16 protein-coding genes are annotated in these 18,350 nt (G+C 71.5%); 10 read left to right on the top strand and 6 right to left on the bottom strand.

Going from position 1 to position 18,350, the window contains the following annotated elements:
* Positions 1 to 22 precede the first annotated feature (22 nt).
* Positions 23 to 934 carry a hypothetical protein gene (locus ABEA82_RS30215; RefSeq protein ID WP_345664876.1) on the top strand — a complete coding sequence of 304 codons (912 nt, stop codon included), beginning with the start codon at positions 23 to 25 and terminating at the stop codon, positions 932 to 934.
* Between the two features lie 30 nt (positions 935 to 964).
* Here ABEA82_RS30215 and ABEA82_RS30210 read toward each other — a convergent pair whose 3' ends face one another.
* Positions 965 to 2,302, bottom strand: a complete 1,338-nt coding sequence (locus tag ABEA82_RS30210) for a CitMHS family transporter (RefSeq protein WP_345664875.1) — start codon at positions 2,300 to 2,302, stop codon at positions 965 to 967.
* Positions 2,303 to 2,432: 130 nt separating this feature from the next.
* On the opposite strand from ABEA82_RS30210, the gene ABEA82_RS30205 reads away from it, so the two are divergent.
* The 6 genes from ABEA82_RS30205 (at position 2,433) to ABEA82_RS30180 (ending at position 9,419) form a co-directional block, all read left to right on the top strand.
* On the top strand, positions 2,433 to 3,356 hold the full coding sequence (locus tag ABEA82_RS30205; protein WP_345664874.1) for a LysR family transcriptional regulator: 924 nt from the start codon (positions 2,433 to 2,435) through the stop codon (positions 3,354 to 3,356).
* Between the two features lie 110 nt (positions 3,357 to 3,466).
* Positions 3,467 to 4,684 carry a CaiB/BaiF CoA transferase family protein gene (locus ABEA82_RS30200; protein WP_345664873.1) on the top strand — a complete coding sequence of 406 codons (1,218 nt, stop codon included), beginning with the start codon at positions 3,467 to 3,469 and terminating at the stop codon, positions 4,682 to 4,684.
* Positions 4,674 to 5,591, top strand: a complete 918-nt coding sequence (locus tag ABEA82_RS30195; protein WP_345664872.1) for an HpcH/HpaI aldolase/citrate lyase family protein — start codon at positions 4,674 to 4,676, stop codon at positions 5,589 to 5,591. Before ABEA82_RS30200 ends, ABEA82_RS30195 begins: the two co-directional genes overlap by 11 nt.
* 172 nt (positions 5,592 to 5,763) lie before the next feature.
* On the top strand, positions 5,764 to 6,201 hold the full coding sequence (locus tag ABEA82_RS30190) for a Fur family transcriptional regulator (protein ID WP_345664871.1): 438 nt from the start codon (positions 5,764 to 5,766) through the stop codon (positions 6,199 to 6,201).
* A 51-nt stretch (positions 6,202 to 6,252) separates the two neighbouring features.
* On the top strand, positions 6,253 to 8,472 hold the full coding sequence (katG, locus tag ABEA82_RS30185) for a catalase/peroxidase HPI (protein ID WP_345664870.1): 2,220 nt from the start codon (positions 6,253 to 6,255) through the stop codon (positions 8,470 to 8,472).
* 164 nt (positions 8,473 to 8,636) lie between these two features.
* Entirely contained in the window at positions 8,637 to 9,419 is a 783-nt protein-coding gene (locus ABEA82_RS30180; RefSeq protein ID WP_345664869.1) for a carbonic anhydrase, read from the top strand.
* 47 nt (positions 9,420 to 9,466) lie between these two features.
* On the opposite strand, the gene ABEA82_RS30175 is transcribed toward ABEA82_RS30180, so the two are convergent.
* Positions 9,467 to 10,858, bottom strand: coding sequence for a Tat pathway signal sequence domain protein (locus ABEA82_RS30175; protein ID WP_345664868.1), 1,392 nt, complete (start codon positions 10,856 to 10,858; stop codon positions 9,467 to 9,469).
* A gap of 119 nt (positions 10,859 to 10,977) precedes the next feature.
* A complete protein-coding gene (locus ABEA82_RS30170; protein ID WP_345664867.1) occupies positions 10,978 to 12,699 on the bottom strand; it encodes a VanW family protein in 1,722 nt (573 codons plus the stop codon).
* A 230-nt stretch (positions 12,700 to 12,929) separates the two neighbouring features.
* Between ABEA82_RS30170 and ABEA82_RS30165 the strand changes: the two genes are divergently transcribed.
* The 3 genes from ABEA82_RS30165 to ABEA82_RS30155 all read left to right on the top strand — a co-directional run bounded on the left by ABEA82_RS30165 (position 12,930) and on the right by ABEA82_RS30155 (position 15,854).
* Positions 12,930 to 14,195, top strand: coding sequence for a glycosyltransferase family 4 protein (locus ABEA82_RS30165; RefSeq protein ID WP_345664866.1), 1,266 nt, complete (start codon positions 12,930 to 12,932; stop codon positions 14,193 to 14,195).
* Complete coding sequence (locus ABEA82_RS30160; protein ID WP_345664865.1) at positions 14,192 to 15,010, top strand: transferase; 819 nt, start codon at positions 14,192 to 14,194, stop codon at positions 15,008 to 15,010. Before ABEA82_RS30165 ends, ABEA82_RS30160 begins: the two co-directional genes overlap by 4 nt.
* Before the next feature lie 181 nt (positions 15,011 to 15,191).
* Positions 15,192 to 15,854, top strand: coding sequence for a YceI family protein (locus tag ABEA82_RS30155; protein WP_345664864.1), 663 nt, complete (start codon positions 15,192 to 15,194; stop codon positions 15,852 to 15,854).
* Between the two features lie 23 nt (positions 15,855 to 15,877).
* On the opposite strand, the gene ABEA82_RS30150 is transcribed toward ABEA82_RS30155, so the two are convergent.
* From ABEA82_RS30150 to ABEA82_RS30140, 3 genes are read right to left on the bottom strand one after another with little or no spacing between them, the layout of a single operon-like run.
* The gene (locus ABEA82_RS30150; protein ID WP_345664863.1) at positions 15,878 to 16,387 is read right to left on the bottom strand and encodes a molybdenum cofactor biosysynthesis protein; all 510 of its coding nucleotides are present in this window, start codon (positions 16,385 to 16,387) and stop codon (positions 15,878 to 15,880) included.
* A gap of 10 nt (positions 16,388 to 16,397) precedes the next feature.
* A complete protein-coding gene (locus tag ABEA82_RS30145) occupies positions 16,398 to 17,399 on the bottom strand; it encodes an MASE1 domain-containing protein (protein ID WP_345664862.1) in 1,002 nt (333 codons plus the stop codon).
* Positions 17,400 to 17,458: 59 nt separating this feature from the next.
* Entirely contained in the window at positions 17,459 to 18,289 is an 831-nt protein-coding gene (locus ABEA82_RS30140) for a PP2C family protein-serine/threonine phosphatase (RefSeq protein ID WP_345664861.1), read from the bottom strand.
* Between the last annotated feature and the right edge of the window lie 61 nt (positions 18,290 to 18,350).

Below are 18,350 nucleotides of genomic sequence, written 5' to 3'. Positions count from 1 at the left end.
CCTCCACGCGGAAGGGACGCTCATGGACTACGACGCCGTGCTGGACGAGCTGTACGCCCTGCGCCCGGAGGACTTCACCGCCGCCCGCGCCTCGGCCGTGGCAGCGGCCCGCACCGCGGGCGACCGGGAGCTCGCCCAGCGGATCGGCGCCCTGCGCAAGCCCAGCCTCGCCGCGTGGGTCAGCAACCTTCTGGTGCGCAGCCGCCCCGGCGAGGTCCAGCCCCTGCTCAGGCTGGGGGAGGGCCTTCGGCAGGCCCACGAGGACCTCGACGGCACGCAGCTGCGCGAACTGAGCCGGCAGCAGCACGCGCTCATCCGTGCCCTGTCCGCCGAGGCCCGCCGGCTCGCCGCGGACGCCGGTCATCCGGTCGGTGAGGCCGTGCAGCGCGAGGTCGAGAACACCCTGCACGCCGTCCTCGCCGACCCCGAGGCCGCCGGGGCATGGGCGAGCGGCCGGCTGGCCAAGCCGCTGAGCGCCACCGTCGGCTTCCCGGCCGTCGCGCAGAGCGCAGCCGCGCGGAGCACCGGGGCACCGAGCACCGTCGCGGAGGGAGCCGGGACGCGGCGCCGCGCCCCCGCAGAAGCCCCCTCCGGGCAGGATCGCAAGGCCGAGGAGCAGCGCCAGCGGCGACTCGCTCAGGCCCGCCGGGACGCCGAGGCCGCCGAGCGGGAGCTGCGGACACTGAAGGACGAGGCGGCATCCGCCGGGCAGGACGCGGACGAGGCGAAACAGGAGGTGGACCGCCTCCAGCGGCGCGTGGGGGAGCTCGCCGAGGAGCTGGAACGCGCCAGGGGCGAACACGAGCAGGCACGCTTCGCCGAGCGGACGGCCCGGGAACGGGCGCGCGCGGCCGACCGTCGCGTTCGCGAAGCCGACCGCCGGGCGGCGAAGGCGGTGGCCCAGCTCGAACGCCTGACCTCGCCGGGCACCTGAACGGCTCTCCTGCTCAGGCTTGAGTCTCCGTCAGAGGGAGAGGGCGCCGGTGAGGACGGCGCCGGCGGTCATCACGAGCGTGGTGGCGAAGGCCCAGCCGAAGATGAAGCGCTGGTGCTCACCGAGCTGCACACCGCTCATGCCGAGGAGGATGAAGGTGGCGGCGGTGAGGGGGCTGAGCGGGAAGCCCGTCGTCATCTGGCCGAGGATGGCGGCCCGGGCGACCTCGGCGGGATCGGTGCCGAAGCCGTTCGCCGTCTCGGCGAGGACGGGCAGGACGCCGAAGTAGTAGGCGTCCGGGGTGAAGACCAGACTCAGCGGCATGCCCGTGACGGCCACCAGGACGGGCAGGTGGCCGCCGAGGGAGTCCGGTATCACGGACACCAGCGCCTCGGCCATCGCGTCGATCATCCCGGTCCCGGTCAGAACGCCGGTGAGCACACCCGCCGCGAAGATCATCGTGGTCACCAGGACGACGTTCTTCGCGTGCCTGTCGAGCAGCGCCTGCTGCTGTTCCCACCTGGGATGGTTGACCAGGAGGGCCACCGCGAACCCGAGGACGAACAGCACGGGCAGCGGCATGGCCTCCAGGACCAGCGCGACGACGAGCACGGCGGTCAGCAGCAGATTGAAGACGGTCAGCCAGAGCGGCGCCGGGGCGTCGACCCGGACGGCACCCGGCCCGTCACCGGGAGTCGCGGCCGCGGCAGGAACAGGCTGGTCGGGACTCTGCCCCTCACGTGCTTCGGTGAGCACACCGAGACGCCGCCGTTCCCGACGGCCGATCAGCCAGGACGCCACCAGAACCCACGCGACGCCGAGGCCCATCGCGGGCAGCACCGGCGTGAAGACGTCCGAACTGTCCAGCTTCAGCGCCGCCATGGCACGCACGGTCGGCCCGCCCCAGGGAACCATGTTCATCACCCCCGCCCCCAGGCAGACCACCCCGGACAGCACGAGCGGACTCATGCCCACCTTCCGGTAGACGGGCAGCAGCGCGGAGACCGTGATGAGGAACGTGGACGCCCCGTCACCGTCCAGCGCCACGCACAGGGTGAGGACGGCCGTGGCGACGGTGATGCGCATCGGATCGCCCTTGGCCAGCCGCAGCAGACCGCGGATCAGCGGATCGAACAGGCCCGCGTCCACCATGAGACTGAAGTACAGAACGGCGAACGCGATCATGATGCCGGTGGGTGCCACCTTCGACAGCCCGTCGAGCACCATCCCGCCCAAGTCGCCCGCGAACCCGCCCACCAGCGCGGCCAGCACCGGCAGCACCACCAGCGCGACCAGCACCGAGACGCGTCTGGTCATGGTGAGCAACAGGAACAGGGCGATCGTGGCGAAGCCCAGGACTGCCGGCATGGTGAGGCTCGCTTTCTCGGGGATAGCCGAGAGTGTCCGAGCGCCGGAAGATCCCTGTCCAGCATCAAACCAGGATCTGTCCATGCGATCCGCGCATCAATCGGCCCGGGGTGACGTACGCTTCCCGGCCATGGAGGCCACCTTGCGTCAGCTCTCGGCGTACGCGGCCGTCGCCCGGGCGACGAGTTTCACCGCGGCCGCCGCCCGGTTGGGCGTCTCGCAGTCGTCCCTCAGCCGCGCCGTCGCCGACCTGGAACGGCAGGTCGGGGCCCAGCTGCTCGAACGCGACACGCGTAACGTGCAGTTGACCGCCGCCGGGGCCGAGGCACTGCGCATCGCCGAGCAGATCCTCGGCGCCCACCGGGCCGGGATGAACGAACTGGACCGCTTCCTGCTCGGTGAGTCGGGCACCGTCGCCGTCGCCACCCTGCCCTCCGTTGCCGCAGTGCTGCTCCCACAGGTCATCTCCGGTTTCCGCGCGGCACGGCCGAGGGTCGCGGTACGCCTGCTGGACGGCCTCGAACGGGCCGTGCTGAACCGCGTCCTGTCCGGCGACGCGGACTTCGCGATCACCACGGTCGGCGTACCGCCGGACCGTCTTGAGCACCGCCCCCTGGTCCGGGACCGGTTCGTCGCGGTCCTGCACGAGGACCACCCGTTGGCCGCCCGCGACGAGGTCGGCTGGGCGGACCTGGCCCGCGAGCCCTTCCTCGCCGTCGGGCGCGACTCCAGCGTGCGGCGGCTGACGGACGCCGCCTTCGGCCAGGTCGACGCACACGCCGTCCCCGCGGCGGAGGCAGGCAGTGTCGCCACGGTGGGCGGACTGGTGGCCGCCGGCCTCGGCGTGAGCGCCCTGCCCGCCCTGGTGCTGCCCCTGTTGGGCACCGGCCCCTTCGCCTTCCGGCCGCTGATCGACCCTGTGGTCGACCGGCGCCTGGACATCGCCCTGCGCGCCCGGCGGACCCTCCCACGTGTCACCGAGCACTTCCTGGAGACGCTCGAGGACTTCCGCGGCCAGGGCCGGGAACTGCCGCCCGGGGTGTCCTGGGCCTGAGCCGATTGATGCGTATCCCGCATTGATTGATGGTGTTCTTTTGCTGGACAGGCATTTCTGCGGCTCGGCAGTCTGGAGGCCGATCGGGCCAGCCGAGAGGGGACGCGTCGGTGTCGGACGACCAGCGGAACAGCACGGGACAAGGGCAGTTGCGAGGACTGAAGGTCGTCGAGTTCGCCCATGTGGTGGCCGGTCCGCTCGCTGGATCCATGCTCGCCGACCAGGGGGCGGACGTCGTCCACGTCGAACCCCCCGGGGCCGGGGACGCCGCCCGGGCGATGGGGCCTCGCCGAGCCGGAGTGCCCCTGTGGTTCAAGGTCGCCGCCCGCAACAAACGCTCCGTCACCCTCGACCTGCACCACGCGGCCGGCCGGGAGGTCGCCCACCGCCTCGTCGCCTGGGCCGACGTCGTCATCGTCACCCTGCGCGCCGGGCGGCTGCGCAGCTGGGGCCTCGACTGGGAGGCCGTGCACCGGATCAACCCGAAGGCGGTCCTGCTGCAGATCTCCGGCTTCGGCGCCACCTCCAGCCAGGCCGACGCCCCCGGCTTCGGCAAGATGGGCGAGGCCCGCAGCGGCGTCGTGCACCTGACCGGTCACCCGGACGGGCCGCCCGTCCACACCGGCTTCTCGCACGGCGACGCCGTGACCGGCCTGATGGGCGCCTACGCCGTCCTGGCCGCGCTGCACCGGCGCGACCACGACCCCGGCTTCGACGGCGAGTGGATCGACCTCGCCCTGTTCGAGCCCCTCTTCCGGCTCGTCGAGTGGCAGGTCATCGTCCACGACCAGCTGGGTGTGGTGCCCCAACGCACCGGGAACCAGCTGGCCGTCGCCCCCGCCGCCGTGATCAACACCTACCGCTCCCGCGACGAGCAGTGGATCACGGTGACCTCCGCGACCCTGCGCTCCGTACGCAACGTGGCCCGGCTGCTGGGCCTGCCCGGGGAGGAGTTCGCCACGTCGGAGCAACAGCACGCACGACGGGGGGAGTTGGACGAGGGGCTGCGGTCCTGGGTGGCGGACCGCTCGGCCGCCGAGTGTCTGGAGGCCTTCGCCCGCGCCGAGGTCGTCGCCTCCCGCGTCTTCGACGCGGCCGACATCGCCGCCGACCCGGTCTACGCCGAACGCGGCGACATCGTCACCGTCGACGACCCCGACCTGGGCGAGGTGCGGATGCAGGCGGTCATCCCGCACTTCCGCCGCCGCCCCGGGCGGGTCTGGCGCACCGGGCCCGCACTCGGCCAGGACAACGACCTCGTGTACCGCGACTGGCTGGGACTGAGCGAGCGGGAACTGGCCGACCTGGAGAAGAACGATGTCGTCTGAGCCCTCTGCGCCCATCGCACTCCGTGCTCCGCTCCGCTCCCTGCTCTTCGTCCCGGGCCACCGCACGGACTGGCTCCCCAAGGCCCGCGCCGCCGGCGCCGACGCCGTGGTCCTCGACCTGGAGGACGCGGTCCCGGCCGCCGGCAAACCGCTCGCCCGCGCCCGGGTCACCGAGGCCCTGGCGGAGGCCGCCGCGCAACCGGCCGGTGGCACGGCCCTGTTCGTCCGGATCAACCCGCTCGACGACTGGACCGCCGCCGGGGAACTGCGGGCCGTCGTACGCCCGGGACTGGCCGGAGTCGTCCTGCCCAAGGTGCACACCGCCGCCGACGTACGGCTCGCGGACCGCCTGATCGGCTGGTGCGAACACGAGCACGGCCTGCCCACCGCGACGACGGCACTCGTCCCCCTGCTGGAGTCGGCCCGCGCCCTGCACGACGCCTACGACATCGCCGCGGCCGCCCCCCGGGTGGCACACGTCGGCGCGCTGACCGCACCCGGCGGCGACGTGGAGCGCGCCGTCGGCTACCGCTGGAGCCCCGAGGGCACCGAGACACAGGCCCTGCGCTCCCGCGTCCTGCTGGACGTCCGCGCCGCCGGAGCGCCGTACCCGGTGACCGGACTGTGGACGGACATCGCCGACCTGACGGGCCTGCGCGCCTTCGCCGAGCAGAACCGCGCCCTCGGCTACGACGGCATGATGGCCGTCCATCCGACCCACATCCCCGTCATCAACGAGGTCTTCGCCCCCGGCCCCGAAGAACTCGACCGCTGCGCACGCCTCGTCGCCGCCGTGGAGTCGGCCCAGCGCGACGGCGTCGGCGCCCTCACGTTCGAGGGCCGGATGGTCGACGAGGCCATGGCCGAAACGGCACGTGCGGTGCTGGCGCGACACGGACGCGGCTGACACCATCCCGGCACCGCACCGGAACACGATCATGTTGAATGTGGCGTAGCTCACTGTGGCGTACCTCACAACTGCCGGGCGGGAGGCCGCACAAGGGGTCACGTCCGCGACACCAAAATTGAACCGTTCGTTTTCTTGAACGGCTCGTGTTTGTGTGGATAGGTTGTCCGGCATGACCGCATCCCCGCCCCCGACCACCGCCGAGGAGCTGCGCGGTGCCGGCCTGCGAGTGACGGCCGCCCGCGTCGCGCTGCTCGAGGCCGTGCGGGACGGTGACCACCTCGGCGCCGAGACCATCGCCTCCGAGGTGCGCGGCCGCGTCGGCCACATCTCCGTCCAAGCCGTCTACGAGGGGCTCCACGCACTCACCGCGGCGGGACTCATACGCCGCCTCGACCCACCCGGCAGCCCGGCCCTCTACGAGGGACGGGTCGGCGACAACCATCACCACCTCGTGTGCCGGTCGTGCGGGACCGTCGCCGACGTGGACTGCGCGGTCGGCCACGCCCCGTGCCTGACCGCGTCCGACGACCGCGGCTTCGCCGTCGACGAGGCCGAGGTCATCTACTGGGGCCTGTGCCCCGCCTGCTCCACCGCCCGCAGTTCCTGAGCAATGTGATCCACCCGAGCACCGTGAACCACCCCGTCCGGAAGGATTCCCATGACCGAGAACCACGACGCGATCGTCACTGACGCGAAGCCGGAGGAGACGGGCGGCGGCTGCCCGGTAGCGCACGGCCGCGCCCTGCACCCGACCCAGGGTGGCGGCAACCGTCAGTGGTGGCCGGAGCGCCTCAACCTGAAGATCCTCGCCAAGAACCCCGAGGTGGCCAACCCGCTCGGCAAGGACTTCGACTACGCCGAGGCGTTCAAGAACCTCGACCTCGCGGCCGTGAAACAGGACATCGCCGAGGTGCTCACCACCTCGCAGGACTGGTGGCCGGCCGACTTCGGCAACTACGGCCCCCTGATGATCCGTATGGCCTGGCACAGCGCGGGCACCTACCGCATCAGCGACGGCCGCGGCGGCGCCGGCGCCGGCCAGCAGCGCTTCGCCCCCCTCAACAGCTGGCCGGACAACGGCAACCTCGACAAGGCCCGCCGCCTGCTGTGGCCCGTGAAGAAGAAGTACGGCCAGTCCATCTCCTGGGCCGACCTGCTGATCCTCACCGGCAACGTCGCCCTGGAGCAGATGGGCTTCGAGACCTTCGGCTTCGCCGGTGGCCGCGCGGACGTCTGGGAGGCCGAGGAGGACGTCTACTGGGGCCCCGAGACCACCTGGCTCGACGACAAGCGCTACACCGGCGACCGTGAGCTGGAGAACCCGCTCGGCGCGGTCCAGATGGGCCTCATCTACGTCAACCCCGAGGGCCCGAACGGCAACCCGGACCCGATCGCCGCGGCCCGCGACATCCGTGAGACGTTCGCCCGCATGGCGATGAACGACGAGGAGACCGTCGCGCTGATCGCCGGCGGCCACACCTTCGGCAAGACCCACGGCGCCGGCCCGGCCGACAACGTCGGCGCCGACCCCGAGGCCGCCTCCATGGAGGAGCAGGGCCTGGGCTGGCGGAGCACCTACGGCACCGGCAAGGGCGGGAACGCCATCACCTCCGGCCTGGAGGTCACCTGGACGACCACCCCGACCCAGTGGAGCAACGGGTTCTTCAAGAACCTCTTCGAGTTCGAGTACGAGCTCGAGCAGAGCCCGGCCGGCGCCCACCAGTGGGTCGCCAAGGACGCCCCGGAGATCGTCCCCGACGCGCACGACCCGTCGAAGAAGCACCGCCCGAAGATGCTCACCACGGACCTGTCGCTGCGCTTCGACCCGATCTACGAGCCCATCTCCCGCCGGTTCTACGAGAACCCCGAGGAATTCGCGGACGCCTTCGCCCGCGCCTGGTACAAGCTGACCCACCGTGACATGGGCCCGAAGTCCCTCTACCTCGGCCCGGAGGTCCCGGAGGAGACCCTGATCTGGCAGGACCCGCTGCCCGAGGCCGAGGGCGAGCCCATCGACGACGGGGACATCGCGACCCTCAAGACCAAGCTCCTCGAGTCCGGCCTGTCCGTCTCGCAGCTGGTGTCCACCGCCTGGGCCTCGGCGTCCACCTTCCGCGGCAGCGACAAGCGCGGCGGCGCCAACGGCGCCCGCATCCGCCTGGAGCCGCAGCGCGGCTGGGAGGTCAACGAGCCCGACGAGCTGGCCCAGGTCCTGCGCGTCCTGGAAGGCATCCAGCAGGAGTTCAACACCGGCGCCAAGAAGGTCTCCCTGGCCGACCTGATCGTCCTCGGCGGCACCGCCGCGGTCGAGAAGGCCGCCAAGGAAGCCGGCTTCCAGGTGCAGGTCCCCTTCGCCGCGGGCCGTGTGGACGCGACGGAGGAGCACACCGACGCCGAGTCCTTCGAGGCACTCCAGCCGACCGCCGACGGGTTCCGCAACTACCTCGGCAAGGGCAACCGCCTGCCGGCCGAGTACCTGCTGCTCGACAAGGCGAACCTGCTCACCCTGAGCGCCCCCGAGATGACCGTCCTGGTCGGTGGCCTGCGTGTCCTGGGCGCCAACTACCAGCAGTCCCAGCTCGGTGCCTTCACCAAGACGCCCGGTTCGCTGACGAACGACTTCTTCGTCAACCTGCTCGACCTGGGCACGACGTGGAAGGCCACCTCCGAGGACCAGACCACGTTCGAGGGCCGCGACGCCGCCACCGGCGAGGTCAAGTGGGCCGGCTCCCGCGCCGACCTGGTCTTCGGCTCGAACTCCGAGCTGCGGGCGCTCGCCGAGGTCTACGCGAGCGACGACGCGAAGGAGAAGTTCGTGAACGACTTCGTCGCCGCGTGGGTCAAGGTCATGAACCTGGACCGGTTCGACCTGGTCTGATCGACTCCGCCTGACAGGACGCCCCGGGCCACCGCCCGGGGCGTCCCGCGTGCGCGCTGAGGCACCGTCAAAGGCCGTTCAAGGCAAGAACATCACTCACCCAACTCTCACCATGAAACGGCAAGGAACCCGGCCGTTCCCGGACTCGGGCATACGTTCTGGTCGTGAACTCACACACCACCTCCCACAGAGGCGGCGGCCCTGAACCGCACCCCTTCGCCGGTTCACGGCCGACCCCGGGCGGCGCAGTCCGCCGCACCCTCCTGCGCACCGCGCTGACCGGGGCCGCCGCCCTCGGCGCCGGCCTCGCAGCCGCCCCGCAGGCCACCGCCACGACCTCCACACCGGGCACACCCCCGAGGCCCGGCACTCCGGACGAGGCCCTCGGGGAACTGGCGGCGGGCAACCGCCGCTGGCGCGCCCACCGCGAACGCCACCCGCACGAAAATCCCGCCCTACGGCGGACGCTGGCCACCGCCCAGCATCCCTTCGCCGTCGTGCTCGGCTGCATCGACTCGCGCGTGCCCCCGGAACTGGTCTTCGACCAGGGGCTCGGGGACCTGATGACCGTCCGCACCGCCGGCGAGGTCCTGGACGAGGCCGTCCTCGGCAGCGTCGCCTACGGCGTTCTGGAACTCGCCATACCCCTGGTCGTCGTACTCGGCCACCAGTCGTGCGGCGCGGTCCGTGCGGCCGTGCAGGCCGAGCAGTCCGGGGAACGCCTGCCCGCCCACATGCAGTACCTCGTCGACCAGATAGGCCCGGCCATAGACCACGGTGTCGAAGGGGACGCGCGGATCGACGCGACGGTGAGCGCCAACGTCCGCCTCGTACGCTCACGGCTGGCCGCGGAACCCGAGCTCGCCGCCCGGGTCGCCGACGGCCGCCTGGCGATCGTCGGCGCCCGTTACGAGCTGACGACCCAAGCCGTCCACCGCGTCGCCTGAGAAACCCGCCCGGTCCGCTGCGCGCGACGGCGGGCCGGGCCGCCCTGTCAGGCCCTCAGCGGGTTGAAGCGCGCCGCCGCCATCAGGTACCAGGCGGTCGCACCCGTGTGCCGGTACGGGTAGTAGCCGAAGCCGAACCCCGTATCCAGCGGACTGCTCGCCGACACCACCCCGCAGCCCTCGGGAAGCGCCTTGCCGCCGACGGTCTGGCCCCCGCCCAGCAGGTCCTGGGCCCGTTCGACCGAGGCGAGCAGACGCCGGGCCCGTGCCGCGTCACCACGCGCTCCGCGGTCCCGCAGGGCGAGCGCGAGATGAGCCGTCCCCTCGAACCACACGCCGTAGCGGTCCGGCTTGGGCTGCCCCTCGGCGATCGGAACGTCCTCGTTCGCGAGGAGGCTCGCCGAACTGAACGTGACCCCCTCGTACGACTGCCCCGCGGGCACCGTGCTGTTCGTGCGGCCGGAGTGGTCCAGGACGGCCAGCTCGGTCACGGCCCAGTCCAGTGAACGGGCGTGGCGACCGGTGCGGGAGCCGAACGCGAGATGGGTCCAGGTCTGGGTGTCCTCCGGAATCGGGGACTTGTTGACGGTCACCCCGTCGTTGGTGCCGGTGTAGAAGAAGCCCCCCGACGGCTCCCACATCCTCCGCACGAACGCCTCGGCCCGCCCACGCCGTTCCAGCCACACCCGGTCCCCGGTGAGCCGGGCGAGCCGCCCGAAGAGGCAGACCAGGTCGGTGTTGTGCTCGGTCGAGGTGAACGGCAGCTTCTGGTCCGCCCCGTCGACTCCGAACTTGTAGCCGCCCAGGGGTTCGTCCGTCCGGCCGGTCCGCTCGATCCACTCGCCGATCCGCACGGCACCCATGAGGAACCGGCCCGCCCCGGTGCGGCGGGCGAGCGCGCTCAACGCGATGCCGGCCCAGGCCATGTCGCCCACCGCGGTGCCCGTGAAGCCGAACTGCGTACCGACGTTGGCGGTGCCGTCCGGCCGTACGAAGCCGTCGGGCTGCCGCGAACCGTCGTAGAACGTGTACGGGCCGACGTTGTAGGCCTGCCGGAGTCTGCCGTCGTCGTACACCGGGTCGTGGCTCTGGGCGTGGAGCAGGGCGTCGCCCAGCACCTCGGCCCGGGTGAGGCCGTCCGCGGTGCGGGCCGCGAGGTGGGCCAGGATCGCCAGGGCGTTGTCGTAGGTGAACGCCGTGCTGAACAGTCCGGCCTGGTCGGTGTAGCTCTGGGTCAGGCGGATACGGCCGTGGCCGGGGTAGGCGTCCATGGCGGCGGCGAGGAAGGCTCGCGCCCGGGCCGGGGCCGCTGCCGGACGGGCACCGGCCGGACCGGCCGCGAGGGCCTGTCCGGAGCCGGCCGCGGCGATCCCGGCCGCACCGAGCCCGGCCCCGATGAGCGAACGCCGGCTGAGTGCCGGGCCTTGTCTGCCAGCCATGGATCTCCCCTTGAGAGCGCTCTCAACGATGCGCGCTCATTGTGCTGGTGCCCAGCGGGAGGGTCAACGCCCGGTTCGGAACAGGAGAGTTGCGTGGGTGGGCGAACAGCGGGTGGGGGTCACTCGCAGACGATCTCGTCACGCGGCGTGTAGTGGGTGCGGTACGGCTCCCGCCTCACTTCCCGGCCGTCGTCGTAGAAGACCCGCTCCACGGTGACGTCGAACCCTTCGAGCGGCGTCTGCGGCACGCACCCCTTGTCGTGGCTCACCTTCCTCTCGGGCTCCTTCACCTCGGTGCGCGGCCCCTTGACCGACTTGATCTCGTCGTACCTCCTGGTGCCGAGGAAGGAGACGGTCACGGAGGTGTCCGTGGACTCGGCCTGGATGTAGATCGCCTTGCCGGAGTCGTTGGTGAACCGCAAATCCAGGCTGCCCCAGGCGACCGTCGCCTCGCGGCCCTCCGGGTAGCGCTCGATGTAGAAGGAGTGCGCGCCGTGTTCCACGGGCTCGACCCCGGCGAAGAACAGCGCGTTGTACACGGTCGTCGCCACGGACGAGACGCCGCCGCCGGACGCCTTCGTGAACTTGTCGTCGAGGATGATGACACCCTCGACGAAACCGTTGGCCTCGGTGCGCTCCCCGACGGTCCGGTTGAAGCTCCAGGTCTCGTCCGGCCTGACGACCGAGCCGTTGATGAGTTCCACGGCCCGGCCGATGTTCTTGGTGCGGTACTCGGCCGGTTCGAAGTGGACGGTGAAGGAGGACATCGTCTCGGTCAGCCCCAGTGCCGCGGCGTTCTCCCGGGTCACCTCGGGCTGGATCCGGCGCACCTCCACCTCGCCGTCGCGGGCGTCGCCCGACCTGGTGAGCAGCGGCAGCACGGCCTTGCCCAGCGCCTTGTCGGTGACCTCCCGGCCGGGCGTGGCGTCCTCGGCGACCACGACCTTGTCGCCGTCCGGCCGCAGCCTGGCGTTCTCGGCGGCGGTGGTGACGTCGTTCAGGGGCCCGGCCACGGCGGGGTCGTCGCGCAGACCCTTCGCGTCGAGCTCCGGTCTCAGGGTGCCGCTGCCGTCGGGCCGCATGGCCAGGTGCTCCCCCAGTACCTGCTGCCCGACCGTGAACCGCTCGCCGTCGGCGCTGAGCGTGACGGGCGCCGACATGGCCGGCTCCGCGAAAGTGCGCACCGCCCGCCGTACCTCGTCGGCCGTGACCTTCGGCCGGGTCTCCCGGGCGGGCAGGGCCGTCACCGCGTCGGCGTCACCGCGCAGGAACGAGGCACGCAGGGGGCCGACCGCGCGCTCCACGTCCAGGGCGTACCCCGTGCGTGGTGCCACTTGGTCGACGCGCCCGTCCTCGAAGGAGACCGCACCGTCGCGGACCTTCTGGTCGAGCTTCTTCGCCAGCTGCCCGAGGGCGGCCCGGGTCTCGCCCTCGTCGACGCGTACGACCGGTTCGATCTCGCCGCCCGAGCGGAAGAGGCCACCGAACACGCCGATCGGATCGGCGCCGGTGCGCGCCGCCCGGTCGACGGTCTCCCGGAGGTCGTAGGAGAGCCCGGCGCGCCGCGGATCGACCGTGCCCGTGCGGTCACCGACCGTCACGGGCAGGTCCCGCGTGCCGACGGGGCCCAGGTCGTGCTCCAGTTTCCGCACCGCCTCCGCTCGGCTCAGGCCGCCGATCTCCACCCCGCGCACCGTCGTGCCGGAGTCGATCTCCCCACCCGTGAGCATCAGACCGGTGAGGTACAGACCGCCGACGCCCACGGCCAGCGCGCCGCCGGCCAGGGCCAGGGGCGGGAGGGAGGTGATGCGCGAGGGGGCGAAGGCGGTTCGGGGGCGCATGGGTCTCCTGAAGATCAAAACGAGCGGGCACCCGATGACGCGGCACTGCTGCGGGCAAACACCTCAAGCTATCCACACAAGGGCGGCGAACCGGTATGGCCCAGAACACGTATGTCCTAGATCATCGTGAAATCGGCCGAACCAGCCCACCCGGCAGACCACGGCCGAACCACGGCCACAGAGTGGTAACGACGAACAACGTTCAGGTCGTTGACACGGTCTAGGCCACCATGAAGATCTCTTTCCTCATCCACAACGCCTACGGAATCGGAGGCACGATCACCACCACGTTCAACCTGGCCGGGGCGCTGGCCGAGCGGCACGACGTGGAGATCGTCTCCGCGTTACGCCACCGGGAACACCCGAACCTCGCCCTGGACCCGCGGGTGCGGCTGCGCGCGCTGGTGGACCTGCGCAAGGAAGCGGACCATCCGCTGCACCAGAGACCGGCGAAGGTCTTCCCCGCCGCCGAGTACCGCCACCACCAGTACAGCGAGCTGACCGACCAGCGGATCGGCGAGTGCCTGGAGGCCCTCGACACGGAGGTCGTCATCGGCACCCGCCCGGGCCTCAACGTGCACATAGCGCGCCAGGCCCCGCGGCACGTCATACGCGTCGGTCAGGAGCACCTCACCCTCGACAACCACTCGCCCCGGCTGCGCACCGTGCTGCGCCGCGCCTACCGCCACCTCGACGTGATCACCACCGTCACGGAAGCGGACGCAGCCGCCTACCGGCGCAAGATGTGGCTGCCCGGCGTCCATGTGGAAGCCCTCCCGAACAGCGTCCCCGACCCCGCGCTGCCGCCCGCGGACGGCTCCGCCAAGATCGTGATCGCCGCCGGCCGGCTGGTCCCGGTGAAGCGCTACGACCTGCTCATCGAGGCGTTCGCCCAGGTCGCCGCCGCCTTCCCGGACTGGCAGCTGCGCATCTACGGCAAGGGCGAGGAGCAGCCCGCGCTGCGGCAGCTCATCGAACGACTCGGTCTGTGGAACAACGTGTTCCTGATGGGGGCCGCCACCCCGATGGAGGCCGAGTGGGCCAAGGCCTCGATCGGTGCGGCCACGTCGAACTTCGAGCCGTTCGGCATGACCATCGTCGAGGCGATGCGCTGCGGACTGCCCGTCGTCAGCACCGACTGCCCCTACGGCCCCGGCGAGATCATCCAGGACGGAGCCGACGGCCGGCTGGTACCGGTCGGAGACCGTGACGCCCTCGCCGCGGCCCTGCTGGAACTCGTCGGCGACGACGAACGCCGTCGCCGCATGGGACGCACCGCCCTGGAGAACGCGCGCCGCTTCGCCCCCGGCCCCGTCGTCGCACAGGCCGAACGCATCCTGGAGCGGGCCGTCACGGCCAGAAGCACGGGCCGCACCAGCGCCGAGCAGGACCACCGCACCCACAGCGCACTGACCGGCCGCGGCCACGCCGCCCGCGACGCCGCCCACGCCGCGGCCGCCGGCGCCCTGCGCGCGATCCGGAAGGGACGACGATGACCACCCAGCACGACACCCGCCTGCGCACCGACTGCGCGACCGACGCCGACGGCCGCATCACCTTCCGCCTCCCCGCGGCCACCGGGAGCCGACCCCAGCTGCTGCTGCGGCTGCGCCCCAAGAAGGGCCGCCCCGAGACCACCAAGCACCTCCTCGACCTGGAGCCCGGCCACCCCGACGGCCCCCTGTGCGCCGTACTGGAAGCGCACCCGGCCCTCGACGAAGGCCGCTGGGACCTGTACCTGCTGCCGGAGGCGGGAGCCGAGCGGCAGCGACTGCGCCCCGGCCTCAGAGACCTGCGCGCGCTCGTCGACGGGCACCTGCGCGACCGGCCCTCTCCGGTCACCGTCAGAATCCCGTACGTCACGAAGGACGGCTTCCTCGCGCTCCGGGCCTGGCGGCGCACCACCCACGCGGAGGCCCGCACCATCGACGTCACGGACCGGGCCATCACGGTCACGGCCCGCCTGCACGGTGCCGTCCTCCAGGAGGACGCCACCGTACGGCTGCGCCTGCGCGGCGGCGACACCATGCGCAATCTCCGCCCCCGGATCGACGACGACGGCAGGGGCTTCTCCTTCGTCGCCGGCCACGACGACCTGACGATCATCGGTGGCGGGCCCGGCGGGATCTGGGACGCCTTCGTCCGGCCCGCCGCCGACGCGTCACCGATCAGGATCGCCCGGCTGCTCGACGACGTGGCGGACCGCAAGCACGTGTTCGTCTATCCGGCAATGACGGCGGCCGCATCGGTGGTGCGCCCTTACTACACGGTCGACAACGACCTCGCGATCGAGGTGAAGACGGCCGAATAGTCAAAATGCCCGAGATGAAAAACCATGGCGTTTTGGATGGGCATTTCGTCGGTGCGTCGCGACAGCGGTGTGTGGATTCTGTGTAAAGCGGCGGCGGGACGGGCCGATGTGCTCCTCTTCAACACCCGTGAACGCTGAAGGGACTTGCGGCGATAAGCAAACTCAAGTACCTAGGTGAATCATGAACCTGTTCAACCGCGTCGTGCCGTCCCGTCGGCAGGCATCGACCGTCCCCCCACAGCGCCCCGCCGGCGCGGCGGCATCCCCCACCGCCGTGCTGCCCGACCCCGGCCTGGCGAATCTCACCGGTGAATGGGTGGTCGACCCCGCGCACAGCCGGATCGGCTTCTCCGTCCGGCACGCCATGGTGACCACCGTGCGCGGTTGTTTCCTGGAGTACGAGAGCAGGCTCTACTTCGACGCGTACGACCCCGCTCGGTCACGGGCCGACATCACGCTGTTCACCTCCAGCGTCGACACCGGGGTGGAACAACGCGACGCGCATCTGGTCGGCCGTGACTTCCTCGACGCCGCGACTTATCCGCGTATGCGCTTCACCAGTACCGCGGTGGAACACACGGGCGCCGACCTCTTTCGCATGTCGGGCGAGCTCACCATCAAAGGCGTATCGCGTCCTGTCGTACTTGATATGACCTACATAGGACATGTCACCGACCCCTTCGGATACGAAAGGGTCGGTTTCGACGGCACCACCACCATCAACCGTTCCGACTGGGGTCTGACCTACAACAGCAGGCTGGCCGAGGGCGGCGCGATGGTGAGTGAGAAGGTGCGCCTGCAACTCGACATCGCCGCGATCCGCCTGGCCCCGGCGGGCGGCTGACGCTCCCGACGCGGCGCTGCGGCTCATGCCGTGTCGCCGGGCCCGGCCACGACACGGAACGTCGCCGGGCCGAGCCTGATCACCCCGTCGCTCAGCGGAGTGCACCGCACACCGCCCCCGCCACGCAGGGCGCGCTGTGCGCCGGGGCCGATGGTCACGTCCATCCAGGCACAGGGCCGGGCGGGACGGTTCACGGCGAACACGACCGGCCCGGTGCCGCAGTCGAGCGCGATCGTCGCGCCGACGCACGCGTCGATGTCGACGCCCCTGAGCAGGACGTTGCGGCGGGTGTGCCGGAGATCGGCGGCCCCGTCGATGGCCACGGGGAGCTTCTCCGCCGCCATGAGGGTCACCGCCGCGTTCCGGTGGGCGGGCCGTGCGTAGTAGCGGTCGCCCACGATCCCCAGGCCGCGGCGTACCTCCACCAGGGGCACCCGCTCGTCCGACGGGCCGTCCGCGGGCCCGTCCGAGGGGCGCCCGGCCAGCCGGTGCGCGGGCGACACCAGCAGTTGCAGCACCTCCACCTCGGTCATGACGACCACCCTATTCGTCCTGCCGCCGCCCCGTCCCGCCCTCCTCCACCGGTGCCCGGCCGTCCGCCGGCTCGCCCGCGGTGAGATGCTCCAGGACCTCGACCAGTTCCTGGCACGCGTGCTGCACCGACCGCCGCGTGTTGATCTGCTCGGTGATCACCGCCGACAGGATCAGCGCCGTCAGGGCCATCGCCCCGTTGAAGGCTTGCAGCTTGATCATCACCTCAACCCGGGTCAGCCGGTCGAACGGCCCCACCCGGTCCGTCGCCGCCACCGTCGCCAGGACCGACGCGAAGAGCGCGCACAGCATGCTGCCGGCCAGCTGGAAGCGCAGGGCCGCCCAGATCAGCAGGGGATAGACGAGGAACAGCACGCTGATCGAGCTGTGCGCGGACAGCGGCACGACACAGCAGGCGATCAGTGCCAGGCCCGTGGCCTCCTTCCAGCGCGACAGCCGCAGCGGCAGGCGGACGCGGGACAGCAGAAGCAGCACCGGGGTGACGATCAGCACGCCCATCGCGTCACCCACCCACCAGGCCAGCCACACGGCCCAGAAGGTCGCCCATTCCACCTTGTCCGTGACCAGCAGCAGGCCCGCCCCCACGGTCGAACTGATCAGCATGGCGATGAACGCGCCCAGGAACACCAGCGCCAGACCGTCCCGCAGCCGCGCGAGATCGGTCCGGAAACCGGCCCGGCGCAGCAGCAGGTACCCGACGACCGGCGCGGCCGTGTTTCCCGCCAGGACGCCCAGCGCGGCAGGGGTGGGGGAGGTGAGGGACAGGATGACGAAGAAGGCACCCAGGGCGATCCCCGGCCAGCAGCCCAGCCCCAGCAGGAGCAGGAAGGCGACCGATACGCCGGTGGGAGGCCAGATGGGGGTGACGACCGAGCCCTCCACGACCAGTTCCCGCAACAGGCCCAGCTGCCCCGAGACGTAGTAGCAGGCGGCGACGGCCAGCGTCTGCAGAGCGAGGACGACCGGCGTGCGCAGATCCTGGCTAGCCACCACGCTGTCATCAGACACCGAGGCCAGGGCGTCGGCGAGGTGACGGCGCGGTCCTTGCGGCCCTATGGCCTAGTGTCCGGCCCGTCGAGGCCGACCACCAGCACGGCGGCGTCGTCCTCGTGTCCCACCCGCTCGGCACCCTTGATCAGGGCCGCCGCGAGCGCGTCCACGTCCATTCCCGCCACCGCCGCGATCCCGGCGAGCCGTACCGCCTGGTCCAGGCCCTCCTCGAGCGGCATCGACGGGCCTTCCACGAGCCCGTCCGTGAGCAGCACGAACATCCCACCGGTGGTGAGCTGGTACCGGGTCACCGGATACGGCATCCCCGCCTGGATCCCCAGCGGAGGCCCGCCTTCGTCCTCGGTGACACCGGACTTCCCGTCCGCCGTGGCCCACACACAGGGCAGATGCCCAGCCCGCGCACTCTCCAGCACTCCGGCGCACGGGTCCAGCCGCATGAACGTGCAGGTGGCGAAGAGGTCGGAGCCCAGGGAGAGCAGCAGCTCGTTGGTCCGGGCCAGGACCTCGCCCGGCTCGCCGGTGACGGAGGCCAGGGCCCGCAGCCCGGCCCGTACCTGCCCCATGAAAGCGGCCGCCTCGATGTTGTGTCCCTGGACGTCACCGATGGACAGGCCGATACGGCCGTCGCCCAGTGTGAAGGCGTCGTACCAGTCGCCGCCGACGTTGAGCCCCTGACACGCGGGCGTGTACCGGACGGCCAGGTGCAGCCGGTCGGCGACGGGCAGGTCCCGCGGGAGCATGCCGCGCTGGAGCGCGACGGCCAGCTCGACCCGCGACCGCTGCATCTCGGCCTGCGCGCGCGCCTGCGCCGTCAGGGCCCCGAGCCTGGTCAGCAGCTCGTCGCCGTCGTCCGTCGTGCCCGTGCGGGACATTGATCACTCCGGCGAGGATGGCCACCGTCGGTGAACACCCTCGAAGGCAAATCACCTGATT

This window comes from Streptomyces venetus (assembly GCF_039540295.1).
Lineage (GTDB): Bacteria > Actinomycetota > Actinomycetes > Streptomycetales > Streptomycetaceae > Streptomyces > Streptomyces venetus.
This window is presented reverse-complemented; position numbering and strand designations above follow the sequence as displayed.